Source organism: Caloramator proteoclasticus DSM 10124, from assembly GCF_900129265.1.
In the GTDB taxonomy this organism is placed as follows: Bacteria; Bacillota; Clostridia; order Clostridiales; family Caloramatoraceae; genus Thermobrachium; species Thermobrachium proteoclasticum.
The window spans coordinates 25,650-41,434 of the sequence record NZ_FQVG01000018.1 but is presented as its reverse complement, the minus strand read 5'-3'; the positions used below and the strand labels follow the sequence as shown (position 1 = coordinate 41,434).

Genomic DNA, 15,785 nt, shown 5'->3' with positions numbered 1-15,785 from the left:
ACTCCTTATTTGAAGCATAAATGCAAATAAAACTATAAAAGTAATCGTCGAGATTTCAAATGGAGATTTAAATCTTTTTTTATTTAAGGTATTGATTTTTTCTCCAAGATGATATACTTTAGAAAAGTAAGTGAGCATTTGTTTTAAATAACTTTTGTTCATTTCATCAGCATCCTTTTTATGTTTGTTTGTGGCAAAACTATTATAAAAAGGATGCTTTCTTTATGCAAATTTTTTCTCTATATTTTCCAGTAAAAATCGGAAAATACCTAATTTCTACTTACTATTTCTTAACCCTTATAAATCAACGGACTTACCACCCTAAAAATTTTCAAGTGCGAAATCTCTGATATTATATAAATAATCTTAAATATTACTAAATTAGATTTAAAAACTTCTCAGACATATAATAATTATTTTTAAATTTTTCCCATAAAAAGCTTTGAAAAAGGAGCTCCTAAAAAATTATAAAAATATAGAGTGGCTTTACAGTAAAACATAATATAATAAGGAACGTTAAAAAAACAAGTGGTTCTCCCACCCAGATGCGATGTGAATATTAACAACAAATGTCACATTTCACCTGGGTGGCACTTTTTTAAAAAATTTTTTCACACAAAAAAACAAATTTATGTTATTATATATGTTGTAGAAAAATATATAACTATTATACAATACGACGAAATAAGGAGTTGTTGCTGATGATAGAACTTAAAAATGTTTCAAAGGTCTACAAAAACAACCACATAGCACTATCAAATGTCAATTTTAAAGTGCAAAAGGGTGAATTTGTGTTTTTGGTTGGACCAAGTGGTGCAGGTAAATCAACAATTTTAAAACTTCTAATGAAGGAGATAGAACCTACAAGTGGAGATATAGTTGTAAATAATGTAAATATAACAAATTTAAAAAGAAAAGAAATCCCATATTACAGAAGAAGTATAGGGGTAGTATTCCAAGACTTTAGACTTCTTCCTGATAAAACAGTTTATGAAAATGTAGAGTTTGCAATGCAAATAGTTGAGGCAAGCCACAAGGACATAAAAAAGAGGGTGCCCCAAGTATTAGATATGGTTGGCCTATATAGCAAACAAAAAAACTACCCACACCAATTATCAGGTGGAGAACAGCAGAGGGTTGCTATTGCAAGAGCAATAGTAAACAACCCAAAGCTTTTAATATGTGATGAGCCAACAGGAAACCTTGACCCAGATACAGCACAGGAGATTATGAGTCTAATAAACGATATAAATAAAAGCGGAACTACGGTTCTTATGGTAACCCACGCAAAGGATCTTGTTGATAGAATGAAAAAGAGAGTTATAGCAATAGAAAAGGGTGTAATAGTAAGAGATCAGCAAAGAGGTGTATACGGATATGAGGATTAATACGATAAAGTACTATATAAAAGAATCATTAAAAAGTGTGTATAGAAACAGAATAATGAGTCTTGCATCAATCACAACAGTTGCAGCAACACTATTTATACTGGGTGTTTTTATGGCACTTGCAATAAACGTTAATCGCTTTGCAGCAAATGTTGAGGATATGATTGAAATAACAGCCTTTCTAAAGGATGATGTAACAACATTAAAACAGCAGGAGCTTGAGAGACAAATAAGAGAAATACAGGGTGTTGTAAGTGTAGAATATGAATCAAAGGAAAAGGCACTTGAAAAATTTAAAGAACAGCTTGGAGAAAATAAGGACCTTGCAAAGGGCCTTGAAGAATCTAATCCACTACCAGCATCCTTTATAATAAAGGTTGACAGCCCAGACAGCGTAGAATATGTAAGCCCAAGAATAGCACAATTAGAGGGTGTACTTAAGGTAAAGGATGCTAAAAAAACAGTTCAAACCATAGGAAAGCTTGTAAAAATAGTTAGATATTCTTCAACTGTCCTAATGATAATTTTAGGTACAATTTCAATCTTCTTAATATCAAACACAATAAAGCTAACTGTCTTTGCAAGAAAAAGAGAAATAAGCATAATGAAATATATAGGTGCAACAGATTGGTTTATAAGATGGCCATTTATATTAGAAGGTTTACTTTTAGGCCTAATAGGAGGCTTTATAGCCGCACTTATTGTAGAGAATGCATATACCTATGCAGCAAATGCAATCAAGCACAACATAATGATATTTACTTTAGTACCACCTCAAGAGGCTGTTAAACAGTTTTGGTGGCAGTTTAGCCTTCTTGGAACTTTAATTGGAGGATTTGGAAGTTATATTTCTATAAGAAGATTCCTATCTGTATAAAAATTGGTTTGGGGGGATGGTTCTTGAAAAAGAGGATTGCTGTTGTTTTTATGACTTTAATGTTTACATTTTCATCTTCCTTTGTATTGGCTGATGAATTAAAGGAGAAGCAAAAACAGCTAAATGAAACAAAGAAAAACATAGAAAACCTAAAGGGAAAGATTGATGATGTAAAGGACAAGCAAGAAGATGTAGAAAAGGAAATAAATAATCTAAACAGTAAAATAGATAAGTTGCAAAATAGCATAGAGAACTTAGATAACCAAATAGCAGACACTAAAATGAGAATTAAACAGCTCAATAAAGAAATAAAACAGCTTGAAAAGGAATACGAAGAGCAGCAGGAACTGTATAAAGAAAGAATAAAGGTTATGTATATGAATGGACCTTCAAGTATTTTAGAAGTGTTATTGGACTCTCAGAACTTTTCAGACTTTTTTGGACGAGCAGAGATTGTAAAGGCAATAGTAGAAAATGACAAAAACATATTAAAATGTATTGCGGAAAAAAAGGAGCAAATAGAAAACAAAGCAAAAGAGGTAACGCAAAAGCAGCAGAGATTATTGAGTATGCAATATGAATTATCATCTCAAAAAAGTCAGCTTGATGAGGCCTGCAGGGAACAAAGAAGGCTTTATGATAAACTTGAAAATGACAAGGCATATTTAGAAAGGGTACTAAAGGCTGAACAGGAGGAATCGAATCTGCTTGAAAAACAAATAAAGGAGATTCAGGCAAGACAAAAGAAAAACAATAACTTCGGCACTTTTTCAAAAACAGGTATTATTAAAGTAAGCGACTTAGGCTATATTCCAAAAGTAACATCACCATTTGGAATGAGAATGCATCCAGTTTTAGGCTATGCAAGAATGCACAATGGTATGGATATTGCAGTTCCAACAGGAACACCTATTTATTCAATGGCAAAGGGTGAGGTAATAATAGCACAGTATATGAAGAGCTATGGGAACGTAGTCATAATAGACCACGGGGATGGATTAACCTCAACCTATGCCCACCTTTCAAAGATATCCGTTTCAGTTGGACAAGTTGTTGAAAAGGGACAGATGATTGGAAAATCAGGTAACACTGGTCTATCATCAGGTCCTCACCTACATTTTGAAATAAGAAAAAATGGTGTTCCTGTAGACCCAACACCTTATTATATAGTTGGACAATAGATATTAAAACTGGCAGTCATATCACTTATAACTTTTGATATGTACTGCCAGTTTTATTAATTAACTTACTTTAGATAGAGTATTAAAGTGCCTCATAAAAGGATTTCAAAATGGGATATTTAATGAGCTTTAGCAATTTTTAGGGTTAGACGTAGAAAAGTCCGTAATTCGGCAGGATGTGTCAAACCGAGCGGCTATCGGGACGATAGCATCACAAGGGTAGCATTTTTTAAAATATAGAAAAGGTTAGAATTGTTTAAGCTGTAGAATGGATGTCTAAGAAATCTTTCATTGGTTAATCAATATATAACTATTTTAATAGATTGAAACTTTTTTTATTGAATCTGTATATATTTTGCAAATAATAAACATATGGTATAATATTACAAATACAAGGGCATCATATATAAAACAAAACTATAAGAGGTAGATTGCAATGAAGCGTAAATTACTATTTATTTTTTTATTGTTGTATATGTCATTTATATTTTACCTATCATCAGAACCTGCAAATATATCCCATAGTAGAAATAGAAAAATAATTGAAACAGTAAAGATAACAACAGGAAAGGATATTGATAAAAAGGTAGGTAGAGAACGCTTAGATTTTTATGTTAGGAAAAATGCCCATTTCTTTTTATTTATGTTCTTAGGAAGCCTATCCCTTTTATACATAAACCACATAAAAATAAAAAACAAGTTTTTAATAGCATTTATATTTTGTTTTTTATATGCTATATCAGATGAAGTACATCAGTATTTTGTCCCAGGCAGAGGGCCAAGAGTTATGGATGTATTTATTGATTCTGCGGGTGCACTTATTGGTATATCCTTTATCAAAATAATAAATTGGAAAAGTAAAAGAATTGTGGTAAAATAAAAACATTAATTAGTAACAAATACCTATCATAAGGGAGGATAGCTATGCTTGTTTTTACAAAGGCAGAGGGAAGGTTTAAGGGAATATCAGATAAATATATAAAAAAGAGTGAGGTTGCTCGAGTTTCATTGCCTATTGAATACAAAGGTCAGCTCTATAGAGAAATACAGTTTAATAAAGTATTTTTAGGTAGTGTACGCCAAACTGTTAATGGCTACATATACGTTACAGAGGATGGACAAAAGGTAGAGGATGAAAGGGACATTAAGGAGCTCTCTTATCTTGCATATCAATTTGAAGTTCTATTTGATGATGTTTTCAGCGGAGGAATTCCAAAGGCGGTAACCGAAGAAAAACAACTAAAAAGAGAAGAGAAGGACTTTGAAAAAATGCTTGTAGCCCTTGATGCACTTAAGGCGGAGGGGCTTGAAAAAACAGAAAAATTAAGGGATGCCTTTTTAAGGCTTACATATCTAAAGAGAGAAAACAACAAGGCACTTAAGGAACTAATAGATAAAGTAAACAGCCTATCAAATGATAACATTGTCTTTAGCAAAAAAATATTAGATGAAATAATGCCCTACTATAGAGGTGCCCTTCTTAAGAACTTTGAAAAGATAAAGCTAATTGCCAAAACCAAGGATGAGATAGACGATGTTAAAGCAGCCCTAAACAAAAAAAGAAAATCACTTAGATTTAGAATATCAGGCACAGAACTTATGGACTGCCTAAATAGACTCGATTACGGCATAGACTACTTTAAAAAAGTTTTAACCGTATATGAACCAGTACTGGATATGAGTGATAAGGAATATATTAAATACCTTGATTCTATGGACAAAAAAAATGTTGAAGAGAAATTAAGCAAATTAAGATAGCCCACTTTATTGTGGGTTATATTTTTGATATTTAAATAAAAAATAAGCTATTAAAAAGGCTTTAACTTTACCTATTTTATAAAGTATAATTATAGGATGGTAAATACAAATATAGGAGGTTTCATATGAAAAAGAAATGGCTTATACTAACACCTTTACTCTTAATAATATTATTACTTATTTCTCTTCCAATTCTTGCTGTATCTAAGCCCTATTCCTTTGACGAGAGAAAGTCTACAGATTTAATGACCAAGTTCATAAAATCAGAAAAATTAGGAACAATTACAGCAACCGAAGATGATATTAATGGTTTTATAAACACATACTTAGAAAGGCACAAAAATTTATCAAAAATATCGATTGAAAAGGCAAATATAAAAATAGGCAGTGACGATATTGAACTAATAGCCCAAATATTATATCAAAAATATAGAGCACAGGTTTCCATTAAGGGAAGTTTTGAAATAGATAATGAATATATTTATCTTAACCCAAGTAGTTTTAAGGTAGGAAGACTTAATGTTCCAAAATCCTTAGTATTCAATTTTCTAAAGGATAAACAAAACGATTATATAAAAGGTGAAAAAATAAAGTTTCCAAAGGAAAAATTTCATGTAAACATAACAGAAATATATTTAGAACCAAAACAAATAACAGTGAATTTTACAAAAAGGGAAAACTTGATTTTTAGCAAGCAAGAAGAAAATAACCAAAAGAGTCCACAAAATACAACCCAATCTCAAACTAAAACTCAAAAACAAACAAATACTACAACCCAAAATTCCAATAAAAGAATTGTATTAATAAATAAACTTAACTCTCAACTTGATAAAACATTATCTAATTTAAAATTAAAAGAGCAGAAGCAGATAATATATCAAATACAAAATACATTAAATTCAATGACTAAAACTTCTAAATACGATTACACAAAGGATATCCCAAAGGTTAAGGCACTCTATAATAAATTAACACCTCAACAGAAGGAAGAGTTTAAGCAGGTATTATTTAATAATGTCAGCATAGATTTGCTTTTTGAGTTAAAGTCAGTCTATGGTATGTAGTAAATAATATAAATGGGACAAAAAATGTAGAAGGCAGAATAAACTCTGCCTTCTACATTTCTAAAACCTTAATATATTCAACATTTGGATCTTCAGTTCCCTGCACATATAGGTTTGCATCCTTTAGAGCTTGAACATAATCTATAACCTCTTCGTTTATAATCTCACCAGGACATACAATTGGAATACCTGGAGGATATGCAAGAAGAAACTCTGCAGAAACAAGCCCAACACTTTCCTTTAATGGAACACATTTCTTTTTACCATTAAAGGCCTGTCTTGGAGTAACAGCCCTCTTTGGAATTCCTGGAAGATCAAGAACATTTCCTATTGCAGGTCTTGTTCCATAGTATCTATCAGAAATTTCCTTAAGAGCAGATATAAACTTATCCATCTTCTCCTTAGTATCTCCAAAGGAACCAACCGCAAGTATGTTATATAAATCAGATAGCTCCATCTGTATATGGTATTCATCTGCAAGTATTTGGTCAAGCTCATATCCTGTAAGCCCAAGCCCCTTACAGTTTACTGTAATCTTAGTTGGGTCAAAGGAAAAGGCTCCAGGCTGTCCAAGTATCTCCTCACCAAAGCAGTATAGCCCCGGTATCTTATTTATCTCACGTCTTGCATAGGTTGCAAGTTCTATTGCCTTATCTAAAAGCTCCCTTCCTTTTGTTGCAACCTGCATTCTTGCAACATCAAGGGAAGCCATAAGAGGGTAAGATGGGCTGGTTGTTTGAAGTAGATTCATAATCTGCTGAACTCTATTTATATCAACCCTTCCAGCTCTAACCTGTAAAAATGACGCTTGTGTCATTGCACCAATAATCTTATGGGTGCTTTGGGCACAAATATCAGCACCTGCCTGCATAGCAGACATAGGTAGTTTTTCATTAAAACCACAGTGTGGTCCGTGGGCTTCGTCAACTATTAGTGGAATGTCGTAGCTGTGTACAATATCTGCAATCTTTTTTATATCCGTTGCAACACCATAGTATGTAGGATTAATAATCAAAACTGCCTTTGCATCAGGGTTTTCCCTAAGAGTTTTTTCCACCGTCTCAGGTGTAACATTATGTGCAATACCAAGATTTTTATCAACCTCAGGTTGCATATAAACAGGAACTGCCCCAGATAAAATAATACCTGCTGTAACAGACTTATGTACATTTCTTGGGATTATTATCTTATCCCCTTCTCCCACAACAGACATAATCATTGCCTGAATTGCACCACTTGTTCCGTGGATTGAAATAAAGGCCATATCAGAACCATAGGCATCAGCCGCAAGCATCATTGCCTCCTTTATAGGCCCCTTTGGGTGGTGCAGGCTATCAACTAATTTAAATACAGTAACATCGATAGAAAGAATGTTTGTACCAACAAACTCCTTAAACTTATTATCCATTCCATCGCCCTTTTTGTGCCCAGGTACATGGAAGGGAATAGTATCTCTCTTTACATATTCCATCAAAGCATCAAATATTGGTGTTTTAGTTTGATCCATCTTATACAATGTAATATCCACCCTCTTTCTTATAAAGTGAAACCTTAATAATTATATTCCACTCTATATAAAAATGCAATTATCTATATAAAATTTTTTCCTTAATTTTTAATAATATTCAATGTATAAAAAATAACTTTATAGGGAAAACTCCTCTAATGTAGTAGAGTGTTGTAAAAAGGAGGAGTAAAAATGCAAATACAAGCAAAGGTTAGGCAAAGGGTTTCAAAGAGTGAAAACCATAGGCTTAGAAAAAGTGGCAAACTTCCTGCAGTTATATATGGACTAAACAGGGAAAACTTTAATATTGAGATTGCAATGGAGGATGTCTTTGAGGTCTTAAAAAAGGATGGTCCCCACGCAATAGTTGATATTAACGTAGATGGAAAACACGAAAATGCAATGATAAAGGACATACAGAGGGACCCAATTGATGGTAAGGTCCTCCACGTTGACTTTGAAAGGGTAGAGGGAAACAAAAAGGTACATACAAAGGTTCCAATAAACTACACAGGAGAGGACTACCTAAAATCCCGAGGCCTTTTAATTCAAAAGGAGATATCCTATGTTGAGGTTGATGCTCCAGCCGATAGAATACCAAAGAACATCACAATAGACCTATCCAGCATAACAGGAAACTACAAGGTAACCCTAAAGGATGTTGAAATAGCAGAGGAGATTGCAATAGACCTTTCAGAGAATGCCACAATAGCACAGGTTTATTACCTAAAAGAAGAAAAAAATCAAGATACAAAAGAAGTGCAGAGCCTATAAGCTCTGCTATTATTATACAAAATTTACATACAGAGCATTGAAAAAAAATAGAAATCAGTATAAAATATAATTATTAAAAAAACATAAAAAAGGAGGGCAAAAATGAAAAAGACTAAGAAATTATTTGCACTAATTTTAGCACTAACTTTTTTTGTATTTCCATTAACTGAAATTAGTGTACAAGCAAAAACAGCATTGCCAAAGGCAACAATAGTATCATCAGTTAAATCAACTTACCTTGTTTATGAACCAATTACAGTAACAGTAAACTCAAATTATGCAGGTAATGTTCAATACAGAGCATACTTGAAGAATTTAAGAACAGGAAAAATATATGATGTATTTACAACAAGCAGGGATAAATACTCAAGTGCTGTAAATGGAAGAACAAACTTTACATTTAAAACAAGAGCAACTGTTGAAGGAAGATACCAAATAGTTGTAATGGCAAAAAGAAGTGGCGTTAAGAAGTCATATGAATCAATTGCTTACTCAAAGGTTTTTACAGTAAAGGATGTAAAGGCAGCAATAACAAATGTTAGCTTAAAGATAAATGGAAACAAGATAATAAATGGTTCAGTTTCTGGAAATACATTTAGCTTCAACTTATCAGGTCTACGTGATAAAGACTCAATAACAAGACTTGTACTTACAGCAAATAAGGATGCAAAGGTAAGTATATTAGGAGTAGAAATTTCACTTACTGCTTATCAACCAAAGGAAATATCACTATCTATGTTAGGAATAAAGGATAATGGAGTAGAGGGTGCAACACTTGCAACACTAAGAAGCATTAAGCAAGATTCAAACGGATATATTTCAAGAAATATACAGCTTCTTGCAGACGGCAAAAATTATACATATGTAATAAAGGCAAAGATAAAATAACACATTAATAAACTTAAGCAAAGTGCAGGATTTAAAATATATACCCTGCACTTTGCTTTTTAATTAGTTTCAAAAAAATATTAAATTTTATTGTAAAATAAATGTATTTGTATTAAAATATAATTTGTTAAAGTTCTAAAAGGGGTGATTTGTTGAATTACGTAGATTACATAAAAAAAGAAGTCGAAAAAATACTTTTTATTGAAATAGAAAGGGATATAAATTTTAAAATAAAAAATAACTTCACATTAAAAAAGGGTGAATATCCAATATATGCTGAAAAACTAAAGGAGATGGCCCTAAGCGGTACATCAAACATAAATTTAACATATATATTAGAAGGAATTATTACCATACTTGGAGTTGACGAAAACTTCAAATATAAAGACCTATATTTATCTACACTAAAGAACATAGATGGAATAGAGAGCTACATAATATCCCAAATAGAAAAAAATAAGCAAAACAACCTAAAAAAATCCCTAATATATGCCAACACATTAATAAAAATAAACAATAGCGAAACAAATCAAATAAACAGGATTTATCTTTTATTTGACCTTCAGGCAAAAACAGGGTTAGACTTTAAGGATGAAATAGAAAAATCCCTAAAGGATGTCTTAAAAACAAACATAGAAAACCCCACCGCCAATTACAATTTAGCCCTACTTTACCTAAATTTCGACAGAGATTTAGCAAAATACCACTTAAGAAAATGCCTAAATTACCCGATAACTAAAAAGGAGGCAGAGGAGCTTTTATATAAGATAGAATTGGTTGAAAACTTTGATAGGGCAGTAGATTTAATAAAGCAGCAGCAGTATAAGGAGGCTCTAAACATACTTATTCCACTAATAGAAGAGGAGCCACAAAACTTAGATGCGATATATTATGCAGCCCTATGCTACAGAAACCTAAACCTAAACGAAAAGGCCCTATATTACCTTTATATGTTAAAGGACCAACCAGAGAGGCCTGAGGTTCTTATTGAAATAGGACTAAACCTTGCATCTTTATCCTATTTTGAAGATGCATTAGAATATTTTAAGGATGCACTCAAATTAAAGCCCAATGACCAAACTATAATTTCAAACATTGGTGTTTGCTATTATTATTTAGGACAAGTTGATAAGGCAAGAGAGGCCTTTGAACTCTCTTTAAAGCTTAATAAAGATGACGAAGTAACCAAAAAGTGGTTAGAACTTATAAAGGAGGACTAAATATGGAACAAGAAATGACGCTGGATTTAACAGAACTGTTTGCAATTATTAAAAAGAGGTTATGGCTTATTATTTCAATAACCCTTATTACAACATTGATTTCAGCATTATTTAGCTTTTTTGTTTTAACTCCAATATATGAAGCAAAGATAAGCATATTCCTTGGACGTGAAAGAACTTCAGAAACATTAAAAACAGACTACAACGAAGTTTTAATGTTTCAAAAACTATCAAAGACCTATGCAGAGATTGCAAAGTCTAAGACTGTTGCAGAAAAGACATTAAAGGAATTAAATAAAGATGTACAAGCTGATGTATTATTGAAAAATTTAACTGCAACACCACAACCAGATACACAGATGATTGTTTTAAAATATCAATCAAAGGACCCACAGGATGCAGCATTAACACTTAATACTCACGCTAAGAATTTTATTGAGGAATCAAAAAGATTCTACCCAGACGGTAATGTACAAATAGTAGATGCAGCACAAGTACCACAAAATCCTGTTAAGCCAAAGAAGATGCTTAACATAGCAATCGCCTTTGTTCTCGGAGTAATGCTATCCCTTGGGCTTGTGTTTATTCTTGAATATATGGATACAACAGTAAAAACAGAAGATGAAATAGAAAAACTACTTGATTTACCTGTTATAGGAATAATACCAAAGAATTTAGAAGAATAGGGTGATGATATATGTCAAATTTTATTGTTGAAAAAAATCCAAAATCTCCAATATCCGAATCCTATAGAACACTTAGAACAAACATACAGTTCTCCTCCTTTGATAAGGACATAAAGACAATAGTTGTAACAAGCTCTGCACCAGGAGAGGGGAAGAGCACAACTATTGGCAACCTTGCACTTGTTATGGCACAGTCGGGTAAAAGGGTTCTTTTGATAGATGCAGACCTTAGAAAGCCAACAGTTCATAAAAAGTTTAAACTCTCAAACCAAACAGGACTTACAAACATTTTAATAGAGGACAAAAATCCCTTTGAGGTTATACAAAAATACAGCGACAATCTTTATATCCTAACAAGTGGAATACTTCCTCCAAATCCTGCGGAGGTTGTTGCATCAAACAAGCTAAGAAATTTTATAAATGAAATGAAAAACCACTTTGACTATATACTTCTTGACTCACCACCTGTTATTGCAGTAACAGATGCACAAATACTTTCAAGCTTTTTAGATGGAGTTATACTTGTTGTATCAAGTGGTGAGGCTGAAAAGGAACTTGTTAAAAAGGCAAAGGATCTTCTTGACAAGGTAAATGCTAATATAATAGGTGTTGTATTAAACAAGCTTGAATTAAAATCAAGGAAGGGCTATGGATATTATTACTACTATTATGGTGAAGAAGGAAGTGCTAAAAAATGATAGATATTCACAGCCACCTACTCCCAGAGATAGATGACGGAGCAGACAACATAGATACGACAATTGAGATAATAAAAATATATAAATCACAGGGGGTTGACAAAGTTATTGCAACCCCCCATTTTTACCCATCCTACTTTGAAAACACAAGAGATGTAATAAAGAGGGAAGTAGAAAAAGTAAACATCCTGCTAAAGGAAAAAAACATAGACTTTACAATCCTTCCTGGAAGTGAAGTATATGCCACAAGGGACACACTTTTGGACCTTAAGGAGGGAAGAATCCAAACCCTAAACGATTCAAGATATATACTTATGGAGTTTGACTATAGAAGGTTTCCTGATTACGGTTTTGACCTTATATATGAAATAGGTCTTTTAGGATATAGAGTGGTTGTCGCCCACCCCGAGAGATACCATTATGTCATAAAGGATATAACCTTTTTAAACAAACTAATAGACGAAGGATGCTTAATTCAGATTAACTCCTCAAGCCTTACAGGCGTTTTTGGAAAGGACGTAAAAAAAACAGCCCTAAGAATAGCTGAAAATGGCTCCTTTAATTTTTTAGCAACCGATGCCCACACCCAAAACATAAGAGGCCCACACTTTGAAGATGCCCTTAAGATTCTTAATAAATTAAAAAAAGATTATTATCAAACATTATCATATAATGCTGAAATGTTAATAAAAAATGTCGAAATATGTAGCGAACTTAACAAAATCAAAGAAAAACGAAGTATTTTTAATATTTTTAGAGCAACAAAATTATAATTATGAAATATATAATTATTTCGTAATTATTATAAAAATTTAAAAGTTTATTCAAAAATATTTCATATGTTATCATTAAATAGCGATTGGTGATCTGTGAAGCTTACTCTGTATCTGGGCCCTTGGAGTAGGTGGAGATAGTAGGGCACCCACCACCAGATATTTTGTATTTGGGGGTGGTGTTTCTTAATTAGGAAATTTAAAAAATCAAGTTTGTATTTAGTTTAAGATTTTGGGGGATTTATATCAATTGACATTTTATTTTTACATTATGTGGGTAAATAAGGCATCCTAAAATGGGTATTTTTTTAAAGGTGGGGGTTTAAATGGTTGGTATTGATTTAGTTACTGTTGAAAAGCCAAAGAGCCCTATAGCAGAGGCCTATAGGACTTTAAGAACAAATATACAATTTTCATCTCTTGATAAAAAGGTTAAAAAAATAGTCATAACAAGTTCTGCCCCAGGTGAGGGCAAAACCACAACAGCATTAAATCTTTCTATAACATTAGCACAAAATGGACATAAAACGCTTCTACTTGATTGTGATATGCGAAAACCAAGTATACATAAAAAACTTAAAATTTCCAATTTATACGGTATTTCTGATCTTTTAGTTGGCGAAGCAAAATATGAAAGCGTAATAATAAAGGGGCCTGTTGAAAACCTTGATATAATAACATCGGGTACAAAGCCCCCAAATCCCGCAGAACTTTTATCGTCACAAAAGATGCTAAACTTTATATCTGACGTTGAAAAAAATTATGAATACATTATTATAGATACACCTCCTGTTCTTATGGTAACCGACGCACAAGTTCTTTCTAAATATGCCGATGGAACAATACTTGTTGTAGCATCAGGTGAAGCAGAGAAAGATGCTGTTGTTAAGGCAAAGGAACTACTAACTAAGGTTGGTGCAAATATACTTGGTGTAGTTTTAAATAAGCTTGATACCAATAGACGCGGCTACTATGGATACTACTACCACTACTACTATGGACAAGAGCAGGAGAAGAAAAAGAAGAAGGGATTCCTATTCAATAGGTAAAAATTACATCTAAAGTTTTTGTAACATTGGTCGATATAGTAATTATGAGAAGGTGATTTTATTGGAGAAGCTAAAAAAATATAGATACTTAACTTTAATATTATCAGATATCATATTATTAAATATTTCATTAGTCTTGGCATCATTCTTTGTATATGGAGATAGGATAAAGTATTCCTTTAACAATTCTTATCTATTACTAAATACTGTTTTTTTAGTTGCATCCTATGCACTATTTGGCCTATATAAAAGCCTATGGCATTATGCCAGCGTTGATGAACTTATATCATCCTTCTTTGCAAATACACTATTTCTACTAACAAACCTTCTTTTAAACAACTTCCTTTTTAATCAGTTTGAAACAAGGTTTGTTCTTTTATATGCAATATTTACAGCCCTTTTAACAAACCTGCTAAGGCTTAGCTTTAGAGTATATAGAAGAGTGAGTATAGGTGCAACAAAGAAACTTGCACAGGGCAAAAAAAGAGCCCTAATAGTTGGTGCAGGCTCTGGAGGAACTCTCCTTTTAAAGGAGATAAGACAAAACATACTTTTAAACTACGAAGTTGTAGGATTTATTGATGACGACCCTGCAAAGATAGGAAAGACAATAATGTCAACAAGGGTTTTAGGAAATAGGGATGATATTCCATCTATTGCAGATAGATATAAAGCTGATATAATAATAATAGCAATCCCAACATTAAACATACACGACAAGAGGGAGATAATTAAGATATGTAAATCCACAGGCTGTGAAGTTAAAATAATGCCTTCAATGGATGAGGTTTTATCAAACACCGAAAGGGTTAGGGAAATAAGGGACGTAAAGATTGAGGACCTTCTAAAGAGGGATCCTATAAAGCTTGACAATAGAGCAATCAAGGAGTACATAGAGGATAAGGTTGTTTTAGTTACTGGCGGAGGAGGCTCTATAGGTTCTGAGCTTTGCAGGCAGGTTATAAGGTTTAATCCTAAAAAGCTTCTAATACTTGATATATACGAAAACAACGCCTACGACCTTGAACTTGAGCTTAGAGCAAATCATCCCCACATAGACATCGAGGTTTTAATAGCTTCAATAAGAGATAAAAAGAGAATGGAAACAATATTTGAAAAATATAGACCCTATGTTGTATTCCACGCAGCAGCCCACAAGCACGTGCCATTGATGGAACACAACCCATCTGAGGCAGTAAAGAACAACGTATTTGGTACCTTAAACCTTGTTGAATGTGCAGACAAATACAGCGTAAAAAGATTTGTACTTATCTCAACCGACAAGGCAGTAAACCCAACAAATGTAATGGGTGCAACAAAGAGAACAGCAGAAATGATTGTACAAGCCTTCGCAAAGAAAAGTAAAACAGAATTTGTTGCAGTTCGTTTTGGAAACGTGCTTGGAAGCAACGGCTCTGTAATCCCACTGTTTAAAAGGCAGATAGAAAAGGGAGGCCCTGTTACTGTAACCCATAGGGAAATAACAAGATACTTTATGACAATCCCAGAGGCCTGCCAACTTGTTCTTCAATCTGCAGCCTTTGCTAAGGGTGGAGAGATATTTGTCCTTGATATGGGCGAGCCTGTTAAGATATACGATATGGCCTGCAACCTAATTAGGCTATCTGGATTTGAACCAGAGAAGGACATAAAGATACAGATAACAGGCCTAAGACCAGGTGAAAAACTATATGAAGAACTCCTCTTATCAGAAGAGGGACTAACAAAGACCCAAAATAGCAAAATATACGTTGCAAAACCACTAAATATAGATTATGAGGAGCTAAAACTTAAGCTTGACGCCCTAAAATTTGCACTACAATCCGAAGAACCAATGAAGGTAAAGAAGCAGCTAAAGGAGATAGTTGAGACGTATAAGGTATACGATGAGGTTGCAGCAGGAGAGGAATAGGTGGAGAGGT

General features: G+C 33.0%; 15 protein-coding genes. 14 read left to right on the top strand and 1 reads right to left on the bottom strand.

Annotated elements, in window-relative coordinates:
* Positions 1–701: 701 nt before the first annotated feature.
* The 6 genes from ftsE to BUB63_RS05820 all read left to right on the top strand — a co-directional run bounded on the left by ftsE (position 702) and on the right by BUB63_RS05820 (position 6,268).
* Positions 702–1,388 carry a cell division ATP-binding protein FtsE gene (gene ftsE / locus BUB63_RS05845; protein WP_027308862.1) on the top strand — a complete coding sequence of 229 codons (687 nt, stop codon included), beginning with the start codon at positions 702–704 and terminating at the stop codon, positions 1,386–1,388.
* On the top strand, positions 1,378–2,265 hold the full coding sequence (gene ftsX, locus BUB63_RS05840; RefSeq protein WP_027308863.1) for a permease-like cell division protein FtsX: 888 nt from the start codon (positions 1,378–1,380) through the stop codon (positions 2,263–2,265). The genes ftsE and ftsX overlap by 11 nt, the downstream gene beginning before the upstream one ends.
* A gap of 23 nt (positions 2,266–2,288) precedes the next feature.
* Positions 2,289–3,446, top strand: coding sequence for a murein hydrolase activator EnvC family protein (locus BUB63_RS05835; protein WP_073248422.1), 1,158 nt, complete (start codon positions 2,289–2,291; stop codon positions 3,444–3,446).
* 436 nt (positions 3,447–3,882) lie between these two features.
* Entirely contained in the window at positions 3,883–4,326 is a 444-nt protein-coding gene (locus BUB63_RS05830; protein WP_073248420.1) for a VanZ family protein, read from the top strand.
* A 44-nt stretch (positions 4,327–4,370) separates the two neighbouring features.
* A complete protein-coding gene (locus BUB63_RS05825) occupies positions 4,371–5,204 on the top strand; it encodes a hypothetical protein (protein ID WP_073248418.1) in 834 nt (277 codons plus the stop codon).
* Between the two features lie 125 nt (positions 5,205–5,329).
* A complete protein-coding gene (locus BUB63_RS05820; RefSeq protein WP_073248417.1) occupies positions 5,330–6,268 on the top strand; it encodes a DUF2140 family protein in 939 nt (312 codons plus the stop codon).
* Positions 6,269–6,320: 52 nt separating this feature from the next.
* Here the strand turns inward: BUB63_RS05820 and BUB63_RS05815 are convergent, their stop codons facing one another.
* Positions 6,321–7,784, bottom strand: coding sequence for an aminotransferase class I/II-fold pyridoxal phosphate-dependent enzyme (locus BUB63_RS05815; RefSeq protein WP_073248416.1), 1,464 nt, complete (start codon positions 7,782–7,784; stop codon positions 6,321–6,323).
* 183 nt (positions 7,785–7,967) lie between these two features.
* On the opposite strand from BUB63_RS05815, the gene BUB63_RS05810 reads away from it, so the two are divergent.
* From BUB63_RS05810 to BUB63_RS05775, 8 genes are all read left to right on the top strand, one after another.
* Positions 7,968–8,549, top strand: a complete 582-nt coding sequence (locus BUB63_RS05810) for a 50S ribosomal protein L25 (protein ID WP_073248414.1) — start codon at positions 7,968–7,970, stop codon at positions 8,547–8,549.
* Positions 8,550–8,651: 102 nt separating this feature from the next.
* Positions 8,652–9,437 (top strand): hypothetical protein, encoded by a 786-nt coding sequence (locus BUB63_RS05805; RefSeq protein WP_073248412.1) that lies wholly within the window; start codon positions 8,652–8,654, stop codon positions 9,435–9,437.
* A 152-nt stretch (positions 9,438–9,589) separates the two neighbouring features.
* Positions 9,590–10,657 (top strand): tetratricopeptide repeat protein, encoded by a 1,068-nt coding sequence (locus BUB63_RS05800; RefSeq protein ID WP_073248411.1) that lies wholly within the window; start codon positions 9,590–9,592, stop codon positions 10,655–10,657.
* A gap of 2 nt (positions 10,658–10,659) precedes the next feature.
* On the top strand, positions 10,660–11,343 hold the full coding sequence (locus BUB63_RS05795) for a YveK family protein (protein ID WP_073248410.1): 684 nt from the start codon (positions 10,660–10,662) through the stop codon (positions 11,341–11,343).
* Between the two features lie 11 nt (positions 11,344–11,354).
* Positions 11,355–12,041, top strand: a complete 687-nt coding sequence (locus BUB63_RS05790) for a CpsD/CapB family tyrosine-protein kinase (protein ID WP_073248409.1) — start codon at positions 11,355–11,357, stop codon at positions 12,039–12,041.
* On the top strand, positions 12,038–12,814 hold the full coding sequence (locus tag BUB63_RS05785) for a tyrosine-protein phosphatase (RefSeq protein WP_073248408.1): 777 nt from the start codon (positions 12,038–12,040) through the stop codon (positions 12,812–12,814). Before BUB63_RS05790 ends, BUB63_RS05785 begins: the two co-directional genes overlap by 4 nt.
* Positions 12,815–13,140: 326 nt before the next feature.
* On the top strand, positions 13,141–13,863 hold the full coding sequence (locus BUB63_RS05780) for a CpsD/CapB family tyrosine-protein kinase (RefSeq protein WP_073248406.1): 723 nt from the start codon (positions 13,141–13,143) through the stop codon (positions 13,861–13,863).
* A gap of 61 nt (positions 13,864–13,924) precedes the next feature.
* Positions 13,925–15,775 carry a polysaccharide biosynthesis protein gene (locus BUB63_RS05775; protein WP_073248404.1) on the top strand — a complete coding sequence of 617 codons (1,851 nt, stop codon included), beginning with the start codon at positions 13,925–13,927 and terminating at the stop codon, positions 15,773–15,775.
* The last annotated feature ends 10 nt before the right edge of the window (positions 15,776–15,785 follow it).

What these genes read in the sequence shown, in the direction of transcription:
- BUB63_RS05825 (WP_073248418.1), top strand. Translation starts at nt 4,371, where the DNA reads ATGCTTGTTTTTACAAAGGCAGAGGGAAGGTTTAAGGGAATATCAGAT.
- BUB63_RS05780 (WP_073248406.1), top strand. Translation starts at nt 13,141, where the DNA reads ATGGTTGGTATTGATTTAGTTACTGTTGAAAAGCCAAAGAGCCCTATA.
- BUB63_RS05830 (WP_073248420.1), top strand. Translation starts at nt 3,883, where the DNA reads ATGAAGCGTAAATTACTATTTATTTTTTTATTGTTGTATATGTCATTT.
- BUB63_RS05805 (WP_073248412.1), top strand. Translation starts at nt 8,652, where the DNA reads ATGAAAAAGACTAAGAAATTATTTGCACTAATTTTAGCACTAACTTTT.
- BUB63_RS05795 (WP_073248410.1), top strand. Translation starts at nt 10,660, where the DNA reads ATGGAACAAGAAATGACGCTGGATTTAACAGAACTGTTTGCAATTATT.
- ftsX (WP_027308863.1), top strand. Translation starts at nt 1,378, where the DNA reads ATGAGGATTAATACGATAAAGTACTATATAAAAGAATCATTAAAAAGT.
- BUB63_RS05810 (WP_073248414.1), top strand. Translation starts at nt 7,968, where the DNA reads ATGCAAATACAAGCAAAGGTTAGGCAAAGGGTTTCAAAGAGTGAAAAC.
- BUB63_RS05785 (WP_073248408.1), top strand. Translation starts at nt 12,038, where the DNA reads ATGATAGATATTCACAGCCACCTACTCCCAGAGATAGATGACGGAGCA.
- ftsE (WP_027308862.1), top strand. Translation starts at nt 702, where the DNA reads ATGATAGAACTTAAAAATGTTTCAAAGGTCTACAAAAACAACCACATA.
- BUB63_RS05820 (WP_073248417.1), top strand. Translation starts at nt 5,330, where the DNA reads ATGAAAAAGAAATGGCTTATACTAACACCTTTACTCTTAATAATATTA.
- BUB63_RS05790 (WP_073248409.1), top strand. Translation starts at nt 11,355, where the DNA reads ATGTCAAATTTTATTGTTGAAAAAAATCCAAAATCTCCAATATCCGAA.